Origin of the sequence: Nocardioides caricicola (assembly GCF_039541135.1) — a bacterium.
Taxonomy (GTDB): domain Bacteria; phylum Actinomycetota; class Actinomycetes; order Propionibacteriales; family Nocardioidaceae; genus Nocardioides; species Nocardioides caricicola.
The window spans coordinates 155950-173134 of sequence record NZ_BAABFQ010000007.1; the positions used below are offsets into that span (position 1 = coordinate 155950).

The following is a 17185-nucleotide window of genomic DNA, read 5'->3' on the forward strand; positions in this document are numbered from 1 at the left end:
AGCCGATCCTGTCAGAGGTCGCCGGGCTCCGCGTTGGCCACGGTTCCGGACAGGCCGACGACCTCGGCCGGCAGCAGCTGGGACATCTGTCCGTCGTGACTCATCGTCACCGTGACGACACCGTGCGCCGGGATCGCCGTGGAGACCTCGGTGAACGACCCGTCGGACTCGGTCGAGCAGCGCGTGTCCTCCGCCTTGAACCGGCCGCCACCCGCCTGGTCCAGCTCGTCGCAGCGGGCCGCGACCTCGTCGGCGACGAGCGCGCGGACGGCGTCGGCGTCGGCCCCGCCGTACGACGTCAGGGAGATCTCCAGCGTGACCGGGGCGTCCGCCGCGGTGCCGGACATCGTGCAGGTCGCCGTGCTCCGGTCACCGGCCGCGTCGCTGGCGTGGTCGTCCTCCGTGAGGCCCCAGCGCTCGACGACGTTGTCCGGCACGGCCGCGCAGAGGTTGTCCGGGGGCTCGACGGCGCTCACCGGCTCGGGCTCGTCGTCGCTGCCGCACGCGGTGCCGAGGAGGGCCACGAGGGCGCACGTCGCGAGAGCGGGTCCGAGTCGCATGCCGGGAGCGTCCCACCGCGCCCTCGGCGCAAAACCTGAGGTTTGCGCCCCCGGGGCTCGTGGGCATGTGCTCAGCAACGTCAAGCACGGGGGAACACCATGACGCACTCGGGAACGTACTCCGCCACCGACCGGCACCAGTCGCTGAGCATCACCCTCGACCAGGACCTCCGGGTCACCGATGTCCGGGTCCTCGACCAGGACCGGCTGCGCAGCCCGCGGTCGTTCAAGGACGCGCTGCAGGAGGCCTTCGCGGTCGCCGACGGCGAGCGGGTCCTGGCCGCCCTGGAGGCGCGCGGTGACGCCGACGACTACCTCGCCCGCGCCGAGGCCACCCTCAGCGGCCGGAGCCCGGCCGTGGCACCGCCGAGGCCCGACGTCAGCCGCGCGGCGTCCGCCGCCCGGCGTGCCGCCGGCGTCGCGCTCGCGAGTCGGCCGGAGCCCCCGCCGCCGCTCACCTCCGAGAACGGCTACCTGACGATCCAGCGCGGCGCCGACGGTCGGCTGCTGCGGGTGGACGTGGACCCCGAGTGGCTGAGCGGGGCGCGTCCGCAGCTGCTGCAGCAGGCCGTGCTGCAGGCCATCCGACTCGGGACGGAGAACCCCTCATGACCCTGGAAGCAGACCGAGGAGCACTCATCGCCGCGGCCGCCGGATGGGACGGCGTCGCCGACGAGGTCGCCGCGGCGCAGACCGAGCTCTGGTCCGGCAACGGCCAGGGCGCCCAGTTCGGGTGGTTCGCCAACCGGGCCGGCATCGACTCCCAGCACGACCAGTTCATCACCGCGATGATCGACGCGATGTCGACCGGCTCCGCGAAGGTCCGCGAGATCGCCGACGCGCTGCGCCGCACTGCCGAGGACTTCGGCGCCACCGACACCTCTGTCGCGGACGAGTTCCACAACGAGGACGGGACGCCGCGATGACCGACTACGACTACTACTCCGAGTACAGCGACGACGTCAGCAAGCAGATCGACGTCATCACCGACCGGATCGAGGAGGGTGTCCAGCAGGTCATCGACACCTTCAACGACACCATCGGCTCCTCGGGCTGGATGTGGGTCGTCTCGCCGGCGGTGAAGATCGCCTACGAGCACGCCAAGGACAACATCGAGGAGGAGATCCAGCGGCTCTGGGACGAGTTCGAGAAGGCCGTCGACGAGATGTGGGCCAAGGTCGAGGAGATGACCGGCAACCCCTGGAACCTCATGGACATGAACGCCGCGTACCTCCGCGCGGCCGGCAAGATCCGTGACGAGAAGACGGTCATCAACGACCTGACCACCGAGGTCAGCCAGCACTGGCAGGGCGTGGCGTACACGTCGTACCTCCACGTCGCGCAGGAGCAGCTGGCCGCGATCAACGGCGTCGACAAGGGCCTGGTCCGGGCGGCGACCGCGTGCGCCGAGGGCGCGCAGCAGATCCGCTCGATCTGGCGGGACATGATCGAGGCCATCCTCGGCGTGGTCGACTCGATCCTCGACGCGATCAAGGACGGCACCGACGCCGGCCAGTGGGTCACGTTCGACGCCGGCCCGGCCATCAAGGTCGTCGGCAAGATCGTCACCGAGGCGATCCGGCTGTGGAACGACCTCGACCGCTACTTCGACACCAACGTCACGGTGAAGCTCAGCATGTGGCGCGAGCTCAACTCCGGCCTCGACGGGCTGGACGCCAACAACGAGTGGCCGTCGGTGTCGTCGCGCGACTCCGACGACATGGCGAACCAGGGGAACTGGGGTCAGAAGTGACCCGCTAACGTCGGGTCATGCGCGTCTTCACGACTCTCGACGAGGTCGCCGCCGCGAGCGGCGAGGAGATCGGTACGTCGGACTGGCTCACCATCGAGCAGGACCGGGTGGACCGGTTCGCCGAGGCCACCGGCGACCACCAGTGGATCCACGTCGACGCCGAGCGCGCCGCCGACGGTCCCTTCGGCGGCACCATCGCGCACGGCTACCTCACGCTCTCGCTGGTGCCGATGCTCGGCAGCCAGGTCTTCACGCTCGACACCCCGGGCGCGAAGCTCAACTACGGCGTGAACAAGGTCCGCTTCCCCAGCCCCGTCCGCGTCGGCAAGCGGGTCCGCGCCCACGTCGCGCTCGGTGACGTCGTCGACCTCCCCGCGGGCAAGCAGATGACGCTGAAGTACACCGTCGAGATCGAGGGTGAGCCCAAACCCGCCTGCGTCGCCGAGACCGTCGTCCTCCTGCTCCCCTGACTCCCCGTTGAATCGGGACTTCCGGTCACTCGAGTCGGGAGTTTCGGTCAGTGCCGTGACCAGAACTCCCGATTGAACCGGTCAAAAGTCCCGATTCAACGTCAGCGGATGCGGTCGAGGACCAGCGGCGTCGGGTCGTACGACGTCCCGTCCGGGGCGATGTCGTAGCCGCCGTCGAGCGACTCCAGGGCCCGTTCGAAGCGGTGCTCGTCGTCGCTGAGCAGCGTGAAGAGCGGCTGGCCCTCGGTGACCTGGTCGCCGGGACGGGCGTGCCAGACGACGCCGGCGCCGGCCTGCACCGGGTCCTCCTTGCGGGCCCGGCCGGCGCCGAGGCGCCAGGCGGCCAGGCCGACGGCCATCGCATCGAGCCGGGTGAGCACGCCCGACGACGGTGCCGCGACCACGTGCGACTCGCGTGCGGTCGGCAGCGCGGCGTCCGGGTCGCCGTCCTGGGCGCGGATCATCGCCTTCCAGGTGTCCATCGCGGAGCCGTCGGCGAGCTTGTCGGCCGGGTCGACGTCCTCGCGGCCGGCGCCGGCGAGCATCTCGCGGGCGAGCGCGAGGGTCAGCTCGACGACGTCGGCGGGGCCGCCGCCGGCCAGCACGTCGACCGACTCCTGCACCTCGATCGCGTTGCCCGCGGTGAGCCCGAGCGGCGTGGACATGTCGGTGAGCAGCGCGACGGTGTGGACGCCGGCGTCCTTGCCCAGCGCCACCATGGTCTCCGCGAGCTCGCGCGCGGTGTCGGCGTTCTTCATGAACGCGCCGGTGCCGACCTTCACGTCGAGCACCAGCGCCCCGGTGCCCTCGGCGATCTTCTTCGACATGATCGAGCTCGCGATCAGCGGGATCGCCTCGACGGTCCCGGTGACGTCGCGCAGCGCGTAGAGCTTCTTGTCGGCGGGCGCGAGTCCGTCGCCGGCGGCGCAGATGACCGCGCCGACCGACTCGAGCTGGGCGAACATCTCGTCGTTGGAGAGTGCCGCGCGCCAGCCCGGGATCGACTCGAGCTTGTCGAGCGTGCCGCCGGTGTGGCCCAGCCCGCGCCCGGAGAGCTGGGGCACCGCGACCCCGCACGCCGCGACCAGCGGCGCGAGCGGCAGCGTGATCTTGTCGCCGACACCACCGGTGGAGTGCTTGTCCGCGGTCGGCCGCGAGAGCGTGGAGAAGTCCATCCGCTCACCGCTGGCGATCATCGCGGCGGTCCACCGGGCGATCTCGCGCCGGTCCATCCCGTTGAGCAGGATCGCCATCGCCAACGCCGCCATCTGCTCGTCGGCGACGACACCACGGGTGTAGGCGTCGATCACCCAGTCGATCTGGCTGTCGGAGAGCTCCTGGCGGTCGCGCTTGGCGAGGATCACCTCGACGGCGTCGTGTTGCGTGGGCATGCCCCGACCCTAGATGTTGAGGTCCTCAGGGCCGAAAGCGTCGGGCAGCACCTCGGACATCGGCCGCACCCCGGACACCGTCATCAGCAACAGGTCTGGACCGCCGTTCTCGAACAGGAGCTGACGGCAGCGGCCGCACGGCATGATCACCTCGCCCTCGCCGTTCACGCAGACGAAGTGGGTGAGCCGGCCCCCGCCGGTGATGTGCAGCTGGCTCACCAGGCCGCACTCCGCGCACAGGACGACGCCGTACGCCGCGTTCTCGACGTTGCAGCCCATCAGGACCCGGCCGTCGTCCGCGATGGCGGCCGCGCCGACGTGGTAGCGGGAGTACGGCGCGTAGGCGTGGCTGGCCGCCTCGACGGCGACCGCGCGGAGGGCCTCCCAGTCGCCCGGATCGACGGTCAACGCCGCGTCCAGCCGGGGGATTTGCGGTAGATCACACCGGGCACGGGAACGAACACCTCGCCATCCTAACCGTTACACAATCTTTCCCTGCGAACGGCAGATCGCGGGAGCGGGATTCGGTACGGTGACCGCTTGTCGCGCCGTACCAGACGGGCGAAATTATGGAGGCAACAGTGAACAACTTGAGGAAGGCCGCGGCCAGCGGCTTTGTCGCGCTTCTCGCGACATCCGTCATGACCGCGTGCGGCAGCGAGCCGGAGGAGAACGGTTCCGACGACAGCAGCTCCGGCGCCACCGCTGCGGCCCTGGACTTCCTGCCGTGCATCGTCTCCGATGCGGGCGGCTTCGACGACAAGTCGTTCAACCAGCTCAGCTACGAGGGCGTCAAGCAGGCCGCGGACGAGCTCGGCGTCGAGATGAAGGACGTCGAGTCCAACAGCGAGAACGACTACGGCCCGAACCTCGAGAGCCTGGTCGCCGAGGGCTGCGACGCGATCGTGACCGTGGGCTTCGCGCTCGCCGCCGCGACCAAGGAGTCCGCCGCTGCGAACCCCGACATCGAGTACGTCCTGATCGACGACGCCGCTGACGGTGGCGACGACGGCCAGACCTTCGACGGCCAGCCCGACGTCGCGAACATCAAGCCGCTCCTCTACGACACCGCCCAGGCGGCGTTCCTCGCCGGCTACGCGGCTGCGGACTACACCAAGACCGGTGTCGTCGGCACCTACGGCGGCCAGCCCTTCCCGACCGTCACCATCTTCATGGACGGCTTCAAGCAGGGCGCCGAGTACTACGCCCAGGAGAAGGGCAAGGACGTCAAGGTCGTCGGCTGGGACGGCAAGGACGGCCTCTTCACCGGTGGCTTCGAGGCCAACGAGACCGCGACCAACACCGCGCGTCAGCTCCTCGACCAGGACGTCGACGTGATCCTTCCCGTCGGTGGCCCGATCTACCAGGGCGCGCTGACCGCGATCGACGACTCCGGCAAGGACGTCGCGATGCTCGGTGTGGACGCTGACTTCTTCGAGACCGACCCGAACACGCAGGACGTCGTGCTCACCTCGATCCTGAAGAACATGAAGGTCTCGACCTACGAGGCCATCATGGCTGCCGGCAACGACGAGTTCGACTTCACGCCGTACGTCGGCACGCTGGAGAACGACGGCGTCGGCATCGCCCCGTTCCACAACTTCGAGGACAAGGTCAACCCGGACCTCGCGGCGGAGCTCGAGGAGATCAAGGCCGGCATCATCGACGGCTCGATCAAGGTCACGTCGTACCTCAACCCGTGAGCCTGAACCGCTGAACCTGCAGTACCGGACAGAGGGAGGCCGGCTGAGCCGGCCTCCCTCTGCCATGCTCGGAAGACCCCCGACCCCCGCCACTAGGATGCCGTGACATGAAGCTCGTCCTGCGTGACATCACCAAGCGCTTCGGGACCCTCGTCGCGAACGACCGGATCTCGCTGACGGTCGAACCCGGCGAGATCCACTGCCTGCTCGGCGAGAACGGCGCCGGCAAGTCGACGCTGATGAACGTCCTCTACGGCCTCTACCAGGCCGACGAGGGCGAGATCGAGCTGGACGGCACGGTCCAGAAGTTCGCCGGGCCGGGTGACGCCATCGCGGCCGGCATCGGCATGGTGCACCAGCACTTCATGCTGATCCCCGTCTTCACCGTCGCCGAGAACGTCATGCTCGGCAACGAGGCGACCGGCTTCGCCGGCTCGCTCGACCTCGACGCGGCCCGCGAGCGCGTGCGTGAGATCTCCGCCCGCTTCGGCTTCGACGTGAACCCGGACGCGGTCGTCGAGGACCTCCCCGTCGGCGTGCAGCAGCGGGTCGAGATCATCAAGGCACTGTCGCGCGACGCCCAGGTGCTCGTGCTGGACGAGCCGACCGCCGTCCTGACTCCCCAGGAGACCGACGAGCTGATGCAGATCATGCGTCAGCTCAAGGAGGCCGGGAAGTCCATCGTCTTCATCACCCACAAGCTCCGCGAGGTGCGCGAGGTCGCCGACAAGATCACGGTGATCCGGCTCGGCAAGGTCGTCGGCGAGGCGAGCCCGACCGCGAGCAACGCCGACCTGGCCGCCCTCATGGTCGGCCGCCCGGTCGAGCTCACCGTGCACAAGGACGCACCGAAGCTCGGCGCGGACGCGCTGGTCGTCGACGACCTCCGCGTGGTCGACGACCTCGGCCGGGTGCACGTCGACCACGTCAGCTTCACGATCAGGGCCGGCGAGATCCTCGCCGTCGCCGGCGTGCAGGGCAACGGCCAGACCGAGCTCAGCGAGGCCCTGCTCGGCCTCCAAGACCACGTCACCGGCTCGATCCGGCTCAACGGCAAGGAGCTGATCGGCCGCTCGGTCCGCCACATCCTGGAGTCCGGCGTCGGGTTCATCCCCGAGGACCGCCAGGTCGAGGGCCTGGTCGGCGAGTTCACCATCGCCGAGAACCTCATGCTCAACCGCAGCCACGGCGAGCCGTTCGTCAAGCGCGGCTCGCTCCAGCTCGACAAGCTCAAGACCTTCGCCCAGGAGAAGGTCAAGGAGTACGACGTCCGCACCCCCGGCATCACCACGCTGGCCGGGCAGCTCTCGGGCGGCAACCAGCAGAAGGTCGTCGTGGCGCGTGAGCTCTCGCGCGACCTCGAGCTCCTCGTCGCCGCCCAGCCCACCCGCGGCGTCGACGTGGGCTCGATCGAGTTCATCCACAAGCAGATCGTCGCGGGGCGCGACGCCGGCGTACCCGTCCTCGTCGTCTCGACCGAGCTGGACGAGGTCGTGGCGCTGGCCGACCGGATCATGGTCCTCTACCGCGGCCAGGTCGTCGGGATCGTGCCCTCAGACACACCCCGCGAGGTACTCGGACTGATGATGACCGGTGAGCGTCCGGAAGGGATGACCGCATGACCACCCCTGTGACCGAGGAGCGGCCGCCGAGCGAGCCCGAGGGCGAGGAGGAGCAGCAGCCCAGCCGCTGGCACGGGGTGCTGCGCGAGATCACCTCCAGCAGCGCCATGGTGGCGGTGCTGTCGGTGCTGCTGGCGATCGCCTTCGGCTCGATCCTGATCGCCGTCACCGACGAGGAGGTCCGCACGACCGCGGGCTACATCTTCGCGGCGCCCGGCGACTTCTTCAACGCGCTCTGGGACGCGATCTGGGGCGCCTACACGGCGCTCTTCCGGGGCTCGATCTACAACACCCGGGCCGAGACCTTCGAGCTGGCGATCCGCCCGCTCACCGAGACCGCCAAGTTCGCGGCGCCGCTGATCGCGGCCGGCCTGGGTGTCGGTCTCGCCTTCCGCGCCGGCATGTTCAACATCGGTGGGCGCGGCCAGATGCTCCTCGCGGGCGCGGCGTCGGGCTGGGTCGCCTACCAGTTCGACCTGCCGGCCGGGCTGCACCTGACGTTCGCCATCGTCCTCGGCATGGTCGCCGGGGCCCTGTGGGCCGGCATCGCCGGCGTGCTGAAGGCGCGCACCGGCGCGCACGAGGTGATCGTGACGATCATGCTCAACTACGTCGCGTACTACCTGGTGTTCTACGCGCTCTCGGAGCAGAACCTCCTGCAGGCGCCCGGCTCCTTCAACCCGAAGTCGCTGCCGGCCAAGGACACGGCGATCATGCCGAAGCTCCTCGGTGACCAGTTCAACCTCCACCTCGGCTTCCTGCTCGCGCTCGTCGCGGTCGCGTTCACGTGGTGGCTGCTGGAGCGCTCCTCGCTCGGCTTCCGGATCCGCGCGGTCGGCATCAACCCGCCCGCCGCGAAGGCGTCCGGCATCAACGTCGGCCGCACCTACACGGTCGTGATGCTGATCGCCGGCGCGCTGGTCGGCCTGGCCGGCGCCAACCAGGTCCTCGGCACCGTCACCAGCGGCGTCACCGTCGACCTCGACGCCGGCATCGGCTTCGACGCGATCACCGTGGCGCTGCTGGGCCGCTCGCGCCCGCTCGGCATCCTCGCCGCGGGCCTGCTGTTCGGCGCGTTCAAGGCCGGCGGCTTCGCGATGCAGGCGTCGGAGAACATCCCCGTCGACATCGTGCTCGTCGTGCAGTCGCTGATCGTGCTGTTCATCGCGGCGCCACCCCTGATCCGCGCCATCTTCCGACTTCCCGCCCAGGAGGCGAAGTGAGCACCCAGACCGGCGAGGCCAGCGTCCCGCTCGACGAGACCCCCCTGGCCGGGGTCACCACGGTCGTCGACAAGAAGGCGCCCGTCCTGTTCGGCGGCCTGACGATCGTCCTGCTCCTCATCGTGCTCCTGGCCGGCGAGTCCGGCGACACGACGTTCCGGCTCGCGACCGGCACGGACTTCTTCGAGATCCCGGAGGTCACGGTCCCCTCGGTCGCGACCACGTGGCTGATGGTCGCCATCTGCGCGCTCTGCACCGCCTGGTCGGCTCGCCTGTACGTCGCCAAGCGCCGGACCCCCATGTGGCTGGTGGTCCTCTTCGCGCTGCTGTGGATGATCGGCTTCCTGACCTGGGCGGCGACCGGTGCGACGATCCCCGTGGTCGGCCTGCTCGCCGGGTCGCTGGCGCTCGCCGTTCCCCTGGTCTTCGGCGCCCTGGGCGGCGTCCTCGGCGAGCGGGCCGGTGTCGTCAACATCGCCATCGACGGCCAGCTGCTGGCCGGCGCCTTCGCCGCCGCGCTCGTCGGCTCGGTCCTGGGCAGCACCTGGGCCGGCGTCGGCGCCTCGATGGTCGCCGGCATGCTCGTCGCGCTGCTGCTCGGCCTGTTCGCGATCAACTACTTCGTCGACCAGGTCATCGTCGGCGTCGTGCTCAACGTGCTGGTCATCGGGCTCACGAGCTTCATGTTCACCCAGGTGCTGGCGCCGAACGCCGCGGACCTCAACAGCCCGCCGCGCTTCGACAAGATCCCGATCCCGGTCCTCGGCGACATCCCGCTGATCGGGCCGATCTTCTTCCGGCAGACCGCGATCGTCTACGTCCTCTACATCACGGTCGCGCTCGTGACCTGGGCGCTCTACCGCACCAAGTGGGGCCTGCGGGTCCGCGCGGTCGGCGAGCACCCGAAGGCCGCGGACACCGTCGGCATCAAGGTCAACGCCACCCGCTGGCGCACGATCCTGCTGGCCGGCGCGATCGCGGGCATGGGCGGCGCGTTCTACACGCTGGTGTCGGTCCCGCAGTTCAACCGTGAGATGACCGGCGGTGCCGGCTACATCGCGCTCGCTGCGGTGATCTTCGGCAAGTGGGACCCGATCCGCGCGACGCTGGCGGCGCTGCTGTTCGGCTTCGCGTCGAACCTGCAGGGTGTGCTCTCGGTGATCGGCTCGCCGGTGCCCAGCCAGTTCATGCTGATGCTGCCGTACCTCGTGACGATCTTCGCCGTGGCCGGCCTGGTCGGGAAGTCCCGGCCGCCGGCGGCGGACGGCATCCCCTACCGCAAGGGCTAGCGCGTCAGGGCCGCGCAGGCGAGCACGCGGGCGCCGACGGCGACCGCGCGCTCGTCCACGCGCAGGTTGCCCTGGTGCAGGTCGTACGTCGGCCCGCCCGGCGTACGGGTGCCGAGCCGGCCCATCGCGCCGGGGACGCGGTCGAGGTACCACCCGAAGTCCTCGCCGCCGAGGCTCTGCTGCGTCGGGACGTGCCCGCCGGGCCCCAGCACCCGCTCCACGGCGCGCCCCAGGATCGCGATCGACGCGATGTCGTTGACCACGGGCGGCACGCCGCGCTGGTAGTCGACGCGCGCCGTCACGCCGTACGGCGCGACGATCTCCTCGACCAGCAGCGGCACCATCTTCTCCGCCTCGGCCCAGGCGATCGCATCGAGCATCCGCACGGTCCCGCCGATCCGGCCGGTCGCGGGGATCACGTTGTGCGCGGAGCCCGCGCGCACGATCCCCCACACGACGCTGACGCCGGAGCGCGGGTCGAGGCGACGCGAGAGGATCGACGGCAGCTCGGTGACGACCTTGGCCAGCGCGTAGGTGAGGTCCTCGGTCAGGTGCGGGCGCGAGGTGTGCCCGCCGGAGCCGCTGAGCGTGACGTCGAGGTGGTCGGCGGCCCCGGTGATCGGGCCCTCCCGCAGGCCGATGCGGCCGACGTCCAGGGTGGGGTCGCAGTGCAGGCCGAAGATGCGCTCGACGCCGTCGAGCGCCCCGAGGTCCATCAGCGAGAGGGCGCCTCCCGGCATGACCTCCTCGGCGGGCTGGAACAGCAGCCGGACCCGGCCCGGCAGCAGCCCGGCCTCGTGCACCCGGCCGAGCGCGATCGCGGCGCCCACCAGCGCGGCGGTGTGCACGTCGTGCCCGCACGCGTGGGTGACGCCCTCGACCGTGCTGGCCCACGGGTCCGACGTCAGGTCGGGGACGGGCAGCGCGTCCAGGTCGGCGCGCAGCGCCACGATCGGCCCCTCCTCGCCGATGTCGGCGACCAGGCCGGTCCGGGCCAGCTCGGTCACCCGCCACCCGGCGCGCTGGATCCGGGCCGAGACGAGCGCGGTGGTGCGCAGCTCGCGCCAGGACAGCTCCGGGTGGGCGTGCAGGTCGCGGCGCAGCTCGACGAGCTCGTCGGCGTGCTCGTCGACGACGGCGTCGATCAGCGTCTCGTGTGGGGCAGGCGCGGAATCGGACATCACCGTCGAGGTTAGTTCATGGAAGCGGGCCCCGGCCGATCGGCCGGGGCCCGCAGGGTTGATCGTGTTGCTGCTCAGCCGACGCCGAGGACGTACTTCAGGACGGTGCCGACGGGCGCCGGGCCGGTCGGGCCGAACCCGCTCTCGGTCACGTAGACGTCGCCGTCCGCGTACTCGACGTCACCCGGAGCCGCCACCTCGTCGAACACCGACCGCGGTCCGCCCGGAGGCGTCACCGCGACGGCCCCGCCGAAGAGCATCGCGACGTACCGCGTGCCGTCCGGGGCGACCGCGAGGCCGGTCGGGCTGGTCAGGCCGGACTCGACCTTGGTCGTCTTGCCGCTCTCCAGCTCGACCCGGTAGACCGAGCCGTTGGCGCCCATCCGCGGGTCCTCGGGCCCACCCGGGAGCGAGGTGACGTACAGGTGGCCGTCGGGGCCGACCTCGACGTCGGTCGGCACGCCCTCGGCGCGGAACGTCTTGCCGATGGTGCACTTCGGCACCTCGAGCACCTTCCGCTTCTGCTTGGTGATCTTGATGCTCGTGGGCGGCAGGACGGCGACCGTGCTGGTCACGCCGTTGCCGATCGCCCAGATCGCGTTGGCACCGGCGTCGGCGACGTAGGTGAGGCCCTCGACCGTGGTGGAGGCGTACGGGTGCGACTCCTTGATGCCCTTGTGCGGGCGGTAGCCCTTCGGGACCTGCTTGGTGCAGGACTTCGACAGGCCGACGATGCCGTAGGTCTTGGACTTGTCCGGGTTGGACGCCGCCTCGTAGGCACCCAGGTCCGCGATCTGCTCCTGGGCGTAGCCGCCCTCGGGGTCCGGCGAAAGGGTGTACACCTTCGCGCCGTCCTCGCCGGTGGTCGCGAACGTCAGCACGTCGCCGTCGACCGACAGGGCACCGACCTCACGCTGGCCCTCGTCGGCGTAGAACGGGGAGACCTCGCCGCCCGGAGCGATCTTGGTGATGGTGGACGTGAAGTTCTGGGCGACGAAGACCGTGCCGTCCTCGGCGACGGCGAGGCTGAGGGCGCTCATCAGCTCGTCGGCCAGGACCTCCGGCGGGGCCTCGACGGCCTGGGCCGGGAGAGCAGTGGCGAGCAGCGCGGTCGCCGCGATCGCCAGGGGGATGAGTGGGGTGCGACGCATGTTTCCTCCGTTGGTGGATTCGATTGCGTCAGTCTGCAAGGCCCGGTGTCCCGCCCGCATGGGATCGGCGTCCCGAACCACTGGGACGTCCAGACCACTCACCCTTCAGCGCTGGTCGTACGCCGCGATGATCCGGTCGGCGGCCAGCGTCGCGGGCAGCTCCCCGGACAGGACGGCTTCGCGCAGCTCGGCGCGGATCGCCTTGACGCCCTCGGAGTGGCGCAGCCGCTGGTCGAGCTCGTCGCGCACCAGTGCCCAGGTGAAGTCGAGCTGCTGGCGCGCCCGCTTGTCGGCGAGGCCGTCGGCACCGAGGTGCGCGCGGTGCTCCCCCACCCGGTCCCACACGTCGTCGACGCCGGTGTCCTCCAGCGCGGAGCAGGTGACGACCGGCGGCGCCCACTCCTGCTTGCCGCGGACCAGCCGGAGCGCCCCGGCCAGGTCACGCGCGGCCGCCCGCGCCTCCTGCTGCCGGTCGCCGTCGGCCTTGTTCACCGCGATCACGTCGGCGATCTCGAGGATGCCCTTCTTGATGCCCTGCAGCTGGTCGCCGGTCCGCGCCAGGGTGAGGAACACGAACGTGTCGACCATGCCGGCGACGGTCACCTCGGACTGGCCGACGCCGACGGTCTCGACCAGCACGACGTCGTACGACGCCGCCTCGAGGACGGTCATCGCCTGCACGGTCGCGCGCGCGACGCCGCCGAGGGTGCCGGCGCTCGGCGAGGGGCGGATGTAGGCGTTCGGGTCGGTGGCCAGCCGGGCCATCCGGGTCTTGTCGCCCAGGACCGATCCCCCGGTCCGCACGCTCGACGGGTCGACGGCGAGCACGCCCACCCGGTGTCCGGCCGCGGTCAGCCGGGAGCCGAGCGCCTCGATGAACGTCGACTTCCCGACGCCCGGGACCCCGGAGATGCCGACCCGGGTCGACGTCGACGTCGTGCCGAGCTCGGTGAGCAGCTCGCGGGCCTGGGCGCGGTGCCGCTGGCTGGTGGACTCGACGAGCGTGATCGCCTGCGAGACCGCGGCCCGGTTCCCGGCGCGGATGCCCTCGAGGAGGGCGCCGACGTCCGGCATCAGTGGCCGAGCTGCTCGCGCAGCCGGGCCAGCAGGTCGAGGGCCGACTCGGCGATCACGGTGCCCGGCAGGAACACCGCGGCCGCACCCATCTGCGTCAGCGTCGGTACGTCGTCGGGCGGGATCACGCCACCGATGACGACCATGATGTCGTCGCGGCCCTGCTCGGCCAGCGCCTTCTTCAGCGCGGGCAGCAGCGTGAGGTGTCCGGCCGCGAGCGACGAGACGCCGACGATGTGCACGTCCGCGTCGATCGCCTGCTGGGCGACCTCCTCGGGCGTGGAGAACAGCGGACCCACGTCGACGTCGAAGCCCATGTCGGCGAAGGCGCTGACCACGACCTTCTGGCCGCGGTCGTGGCCGTCCTGGCCCATCTTGGCGACCAGGATGCGCGGGCGACGGCCCTCGGCCTCCTCGAACTCGTCGGTCGCGTCGAGCACCTGCTGCAGCAGCGAGTCGCCGGACTGCGTGGACTCGTCCCTGTACACGCCGCTGATCGTACGGATCACCGCCTGGTGCCGCCCGTACACCTTCTCCAGCGCGTCGGAGATCTCGCCGACGGTGGCCTTGGCGCGGGCCGCGTCGACGGCGAGCTCGAGCAGGTTGCCGTTCGCCCGCTCAGCGGCGTTCGTGAGCGCCTCGAGCGTACGGCGGACGTCCTCGTCGTCCCGCTCCGCGCGGAGCCGCTCCAGCTTGGCGATCTGCTGGCGGTAGACGTCGTCGTTGTCGACCTTGAGCACGTCGAGCTTGTCCTCGGCCGCGAGCCGGTAGGTGTTGACGCCGATGACCTTCTGCGCCCCGGAGTCGATGCGCGCCTGGGTGCGCGCGGCGGCCTCCTCGATGCGCAGCTTCGGGATGCCCTGCTCGATCGCGGCGGCCATGCCGCCGGCCTTCTCGGCCTCGAGGATGTGCGCCCAGGCGCGCTCCGCGAGGTCGTGGGTCAGCCGCTCGACGTAGTAGCTGCCGGCCCAGGGGTCGATGGTGCCCGTCGTACCGCTCTCCTGCTGCAGCAGCAGCTGGGTGTTGCGCGCGATGCGGGCCGAGAAGTCGGTCGGCAGCGCGATCGCCTCGTCGAGGGCGTTGGTGTGCAGGCTCTGGGTGTGGCCCTGCGTGGACGCCATCGCCTCGATGCAGGTGCGCCCGACGTTGTTGAACACGTCCTGCGCGGTGAGCGACCAGCCGCTGGTCTGCGAGTGGGTGCGCAGGCTGAGCGACTTCGGGTTCTGCGGGTCGAACTGGCGCACCAGCCGCGCCCACAGCGCCCGGGCCGCGCGCATCTTGGCGATCTCCATGAAGAAGTTCATGCCGATCGCCCAGAAGAACGACAACCGCGGCGCGAACTGGTCGATGGTGAGGCCCGCGTCGAGGCCGGCGCGGATGTACTCCACGCCGTCGGCCAGCGTGTACGCCAGCTCCAGGTCGGCCGTCGCCCCGGCCTCCTGGATGTGGTAGCCGGAGATCGAGATCGAGTTGAAGCGCGGCATGTTCTGCGACGTGTACTGGAAGATGTCGCTGATGATCCGCATGCTCGGCGCCGGCGGGTAGATGTAGGTGTTGCGGACCATGAACTCCTTGAGGATGTCGTTCTGGATGGTCCCCGCGAGCTGTTCCGGCTTCACCCCCTGCTCCTCGGCCGCCGCGATGTAGAGCGCGAGCACGGGCAGCACGGCGCCGTTCATCGTCATCGACACCGACATCTGGTCCAGCGGGATGCCGTCGAACAGCTGGCGCGCGTCGTAGATCGAGTCGATCGCCACGCCGGCCATGCCCACGTCGCCACGCACCCGCGGGTGGTCGGAGTCGTAGCCGCGGTGCGTCGCCAGGTCGAACGCGACGCTGAGGCCCTTCTGGCCGGCCGCGAGGTTGCGGCGGTAGAACGCGTTGGACTCCTCGGCGGTGGAGAAGCCGGCGTACTGCCGGATCGTCCACGGCTGGGTGGTGTACATCGTCGGGTAGGGCCCGCGCAGGAACGGGCTCAGGCCCGGCAGCGTGTCCAGCGCGTCCAGGCCGGCGATGTCCTCGGGGCCGTACGACGGCTTGATCTCGATGCCCTCCGGGGACATCCACGGCTCGGCACTGAAGCTCTTCGGAACGCCGCTCATGCCAGCTTCTCCCTCGTGCGGGTCAGGAAGTCGAGGGCGTCGACGCCCATCGCGCAGCTGTCGTCGGCCCAGTCCCGCGGCTGGCCGGCGACGATCACCCACTCCGCGCCGTTCGCGCGCAGCTGGGCGGCGGTCTCGGCGCCCTGCTCGTCGTACGCCGCGTCGGTGCCGGCCACGCACGCCACGCGGGCCGGTTCCGCGGAGACCGCGATGCCACCGGCGGCGAGCAGGTTGGTCGCGAACGTCGCGCGGGCGGTGTGCTGGGCGACCGTGCCGAGTGTCGCCAGGTGGACCGGGCTCGCCGGGGGCGCATCGCGCAGCGCCTCGAAGCTGGCGCCGTAGCGGCGGACGTCGTCCGGCTCGCCGTCGCGCACGGGCAGCGTCTCGCCGAGGTTCGGGAACTCCGTCAGCCCGGTGATCGGGCGCTTGCGCGTGGCGACCTGGCGCTCGCGCTCGGCCACGACCTTCTCGATCTCGGCGTCGAGGTCGGCGCCATCGTCCAGGCGGCCGAACGTCGCCCAGGCGGCGCGGGCCAGGTCGTCGGTGAGCTTCTCGACGGCGTAGGAGCCGCCGGCCGGGTCGGCGACGTGGGCGACGTGCGCCTCGTCGATGAGCAGGTGGCTGGTGTTGCGCGCGATCCGGCGGCCGAAGGCGTCCGGGCGGCCGAGCGGGCTGTCGAACGGCACCACGGTGACGCTGTCGGCTCCCCCGACGCCGGCGGCGAACGCCGCGACCGTGGTGCGCAGCATGTTCACCCACGGGTCGTACTTCGTCATCATCGGGCGGCTGGTGACCGCGTGCAGCCGCATCTCGCCGCTGCCGTCGCTGAGCTCCAGCACCCGGGTCCACAGCCGGCGGGCGGCACGCAGCTTGGCGATCGTCGTGAACTGCTCGTCGGTCGCGGCGTAGCGGAACTCCACCAGGCCGGCGGCCTCGGCCACGCTGAGCCCGGCACCGGTCAGCGTGCGCAGGTACGCCGCCGCGGCGGCCATCGACCAGCCGAGCTCCTGGACGTCCGAGGCGCCGCGGTCGTGGATCGCGCTGGCGTCGACGACGAACGCGCGGATGCCGCGCTCGAGCGCCTGCCGGGCGAGGTCGGCGGTGGCGTCGGCCGCCGGCACGCCGAGGTTGGTCTCGGGGTGCAGCTCGCGGCCCTCGGCGTACGCGAGGAACGCCTGCGGGTCGCCGCCGTCCAGCACCACCGGGGCCAGGTCGAGCAGCACGTCCTTCAACGCGACCGCGTAGTCGGTCGCGCCCGTCAGCCACAGGCTGGTGACGCCGCCGTCGAGGTCGACCAGCGCCTCCTCGTTGGCGCGCTTGGCGTCGCTACCGTCGACGCGGGCGCGGACGTCCCAGTCCCCCGACCGCGTCGGCCGGCCGCTGGTCTCGAGGCCGTCGAGCAGGCTGTGCGTGCCCAGCGGCGTGACCGGGATCCCGTCGAGCGTGGTCCGCGTCAGCTTCTTCCAGACCAGGTCGTCGGGGTCCTCGTCGGTCATCCGCCGCGCCTTGCGCAGCACCGCGGCCGCCTGCGCCTCCCAGTCGGCGGCGGTCCACGTGTCGTCGGGGGACGCCAGGTCGAGCGAGCCCTGGTCAGGCTCCAGCTCCGCGGGCTCTTCCAGCCCAGCGTGGTCAGTCATAGAGCGCACGATAAAGAGGTACGCCGGTG

The 17185-nt window shown here is 70.9% G+C and carries 16 protein-coding genes; 8 read left to right on the plus strand and 8 right to left on the minus strand.

The window, feature by feature from the left end:
• Positions 1-11 precede the first annotated feature (11 nt).
• Entirely contained in the window at positions 12-560 is a 549-nt protein-coding gene (locus ABD875_RS14810; protein ID WP_345178415.1) for a hypothetical protein, read from the minus strand.
• 99 nt (positions 561-659) lie between these two features.
• Here ABD875_RS14810 and ABD875_RS14815 point away from each other — a divergent pair, with 99 nt between their 5' ends.
• Genes ABD875_RS14815 through ABD875_RS14830 form a run of 4 tightly spaced genes read left to right on the plus strand, consistent with a single transcriptional unit; the run spans position 660 to position 2783 of the window.
• Positions 660-1172 (plus strand): hypothetical protein, encoded by a 513-nt coding sequence (locus tag ABD875_RS14815; protein WP_345178417.1) that lies wholly within the window; start codon positions 660-662, stop codon positions 1170-1172.
• Positions 1169-1486: a hypothetical protein gene (locus ABD875_RS14820; protein ID WP_345178419.1), complete on the plus strand. Its 318-nt coding sequence runs from the start codon at positions 1169-1171 to the stop codon at positions 1484-1486. Before ABD875_RS14815 ends, ABD875_RS14820 begins: the two co-directional genes overlap by 4 nt.
• On the plus strand, positions 1483-2313 hold the full coding sequence (locus ABD875_RS14825) for a hypothetical protein (protein ID WP_345178422.1): 831 nt from the start codon (positions 1483-1485) through the stop codon (positions 2311-2313). The genes ABD875_RS14820 and ABD875_RS14825 overlap by 4 nt, the downstream gene beginning before the upstream one ends.
• 17 nt (positions 2314-2330) lie before the next feature.
• Positions 2331-2783, plus strand: a complete 453-nt coding sequence (locus ABD875_RS14830) for a MaoC family dehydratase (RefSeq protein ID WP_345178425.1) — start codon at positions 2331-2333, stop codon at positions 2781-2783.
• A gap of 101 nt (positions 2784-2884) precedes the next feature.
• Here ABD875_RS14830 and ABD875_RS14835 read toward each other — a convergent pair whose 3' ends face one another.
• Both ABD875_RS14835 and ABD875_RS14840 read right to left on the minus strand, forming a co-directional pair.
• On the minus strand, positions 2885-4174 hold the full coding sequence (locus ABD875_RS14835; RefSeq protein ID WP_345178427.1) for a thymidine phosphorylase: 1290 nt from the start codon (positions 4172-4174) through the stop codon (positions 2885-2887).
• Between the two features lie 9 nt (positions 4175-4183).
• Positions 4184-4582, minus strand: a complete 399-nt coding sequence (locus ABD875_RS14840) for a cytidine deaminase (RefSeq protein WP_345178430.1) — start codon at positions 4580-4582, stop codon at positions 4184-4186.
• A 173-nt stretch (positions 4583-4755) separates the two neighbouring features.
• Between ABD875_RS14840 and ABD875_RS14845 the strand changes: the two genes are divergently transcribed.
• The 4 genes from ABD875_RS14845 to ABD875_RS14860 all read left to right on the plus strand — a co-directional run bounded on the left by ABD875_RS14845 (position 4756) and on the right by ABD875_RS14860 (position 10011).
• A complete protein-coding gene (locus tag ABD875_RS14845) occupies positions 4756-5877 on the plus strand; it encodes a BMP family lipoprotein (protein ID WP_345178433.1) in 1122 nt (373 codons plus the stop codon).
• Positions 5878-5984: 107 nt separating this feature from the next.
• On the plus strand, positions 5985-7499 hold the full coding sequence (locus ABD875_RS14850; RefSeq protein WP_345178435.1) for an ABC transporter ATP-binding protein: 1515 nt from the start codon (positions 5985-5987) through the stop codon (positions 7497-7499).
• Positions 7496-8722 carry an ABC transporter permease gene (locus ABD875_RS14855; protein ID WP_345178436.1) on the plus strand — a complete coding sequence of 409 codons (1227 nt, stop codon included), beginning with the start codon at positions 7496-7498 and terminating at the stop codon, positions 8720-8722. Before ABD875_RS14850 ends, ABD875_RS14855 begins: the two co-directional genes overlap by 4 nt.
• Entirely contained in the window at positions 8719-10011 is a 1293-nt protein-coding gene (locus ABD875_RS14860; RefSeq protein ID WP_345178438.1) for an ABC transporter permease, read from the plus strand. Before ABD875_RS14855 ends, ABD875_RS14860 begins: the two co-directional genes overlap by 4 nt.
• On the opposite strand, the gene ABD875_RS14865 is transcribed toward ABD875_RS14860, so the two are convergent.
• The 5 genes from ABD875_RS14865 to ABD875_RS14885 form a co-directional block, all read right to left on the minus strand.
• The gene (locus ABD875_RS14865) at positions 10008-11192 is read right to left on the minus strand and encodes an amidohydrolase (RefSeq protein WP_345178441.1); all 1185 of its coding nucleotides are present in this window, start codon (positions 11190-11192) and stop codon (positions 10008-10010) included. The genes ABD875_RS14860 and ABD875_RS14865 overlap by 4 nt on opposite strands.
• A gap of 74 nt (positions 11193-11266) precedes the next feature.
• Positions 11267-12343, minus strand: coding sequence for a ScyD/ScyE family protein (locus ABD875_RS14870; protein ID WP_345178444.1), 1077 nt, complete (start codon positions 12341-12343; stop codon positions 11267-11269).
• A 105-nt stretch (positions 12344-12448) separates the two neighbouring features.
• The gene (gene meaB / locus ABD875_RS14875; protein WP_345178447.1) at positions 12449-13417 is read right to left on the minus strand and encodes a methylmalonyl Co-A mutase-associated GTPase MeaB; all 969 of its coding nucleotides are present in this window, start codon (positions 13415-13417) and stop codon (positions 12449-12451) included.
• Entirely contained in the window at positions 13417-15519 is a 2103-nt protein-coding gene (gene scpA / locus ABD875_RS14880) for a methylmalonyl-CoA mutase (RefSeq protein ID WP_345178450.1), read from the minus strand. Before scpA ends, meaB begins: the two co-directional genes overlap by 1 nt.
• Complete coding sequence (locus ABD875_RS14885; RefSeq protein ID WP_345178453.1) at positions 15516-17156, minus strand: methylmalonyl-CoA mutase family protein; 1641 nt, start codon at positions 17154-17156, stop codon at positions 15516-15518. The genes scpA and ABD875_RS14885 overlap by 4 nt, the downstream gene beginning before the upstream one ends.
• Between the last annotated feature and the right edge of the window lie 29 nt (positions 17157-17185).

Coding starts and splice junctions, on each gene's coding strand:
- scpA (WP_345178450.1), bottom strand. CDS start 15,519: ATGAGCGGCGTTCCGAAGAGCTTCAGTGCCGAGCCGTGGATGTCCCCG.
- ABD875_RS14820 (WP_345178419.1), top strand. CDS start 1,169: ATGACCCTGGAAGCAGACCGAGGAGCACTCATCGCCGCGGCCGCCGGA.
- ABD875_RS14835 (WP_345178427.1), bottom strand. CDS start 4,174: ATGCCCACGCAACACGACGCCGTCGAGGTGATCCTCGCCAAGCGCGAC.
- ABD875_RS14815 (WP_345178417.1), top strand. CDS start 660: ATGACGCACTCGGGAACGTACTCCGCCACCGACCGGCACCAGTCGCTG.
- ABD875_RS14830 (WP_345178425.1), top strand. CDS start 2,331: ATGCGCGTCTTCACGACTCTCGACGAGGTCGCCGCCGCGAGCGGCGAG.
- ABD875_RS14810 (WP_345178415.1), bottom strand. CDS start 560: ATGCGACTCGGACCCGCTCTCGCGACGTGCGCCCTCGTGGCCCTCCTC.
- ABD875_RS14870 (WP_345178444.1), bottom strand. CDS start 12,343: ATGCGTCGCACCCCACTCATCCCCCTGGCGATCGCGGCGACCGCGCTG.
- ABD875_RS14885 (WP_345178453.1), bottom strand. CDS start 17,156: ATGACTGACCACGCTGGGCTGGAAGAGCCCGCGGAGCTGGAGCCTGAC.
- ABD875_RS14855 (WP_345178436.1), top strand. CDS start 7,496: ATGACCACCCCTGTGACCGAGGAGCGGCCGCCGAGCGAGCCCGAGGGC.
- meaB (WP_345178447.1), bottom strand. CDS start 13,417: ATGCCGGACGTCGGCGCCCTCCTCGAGGGCATCCGCGCCGGGAACCGG.
- ABD875_RS14825 (WP_345178422.1), top strand. CDS start 1,483: ATGACCGACTACGACTACTACTCCGAGTACAGCGACGACGTCAGCAAG.
- ABD875_RS14865 (WP_345178441.1), bottom strand. CDS start 11,192: ATGTCCGATTCCGCGCCTGCCCCACACGAGACGCTGATCGACGCCGTC.
- ABD875_RS14850 (WP_345178435.1), top strand. CDS start 5,985: ATGAAGCTCGTCCTGCGTGACATCACCAAGCGCTTCGGGACCCTCGTC.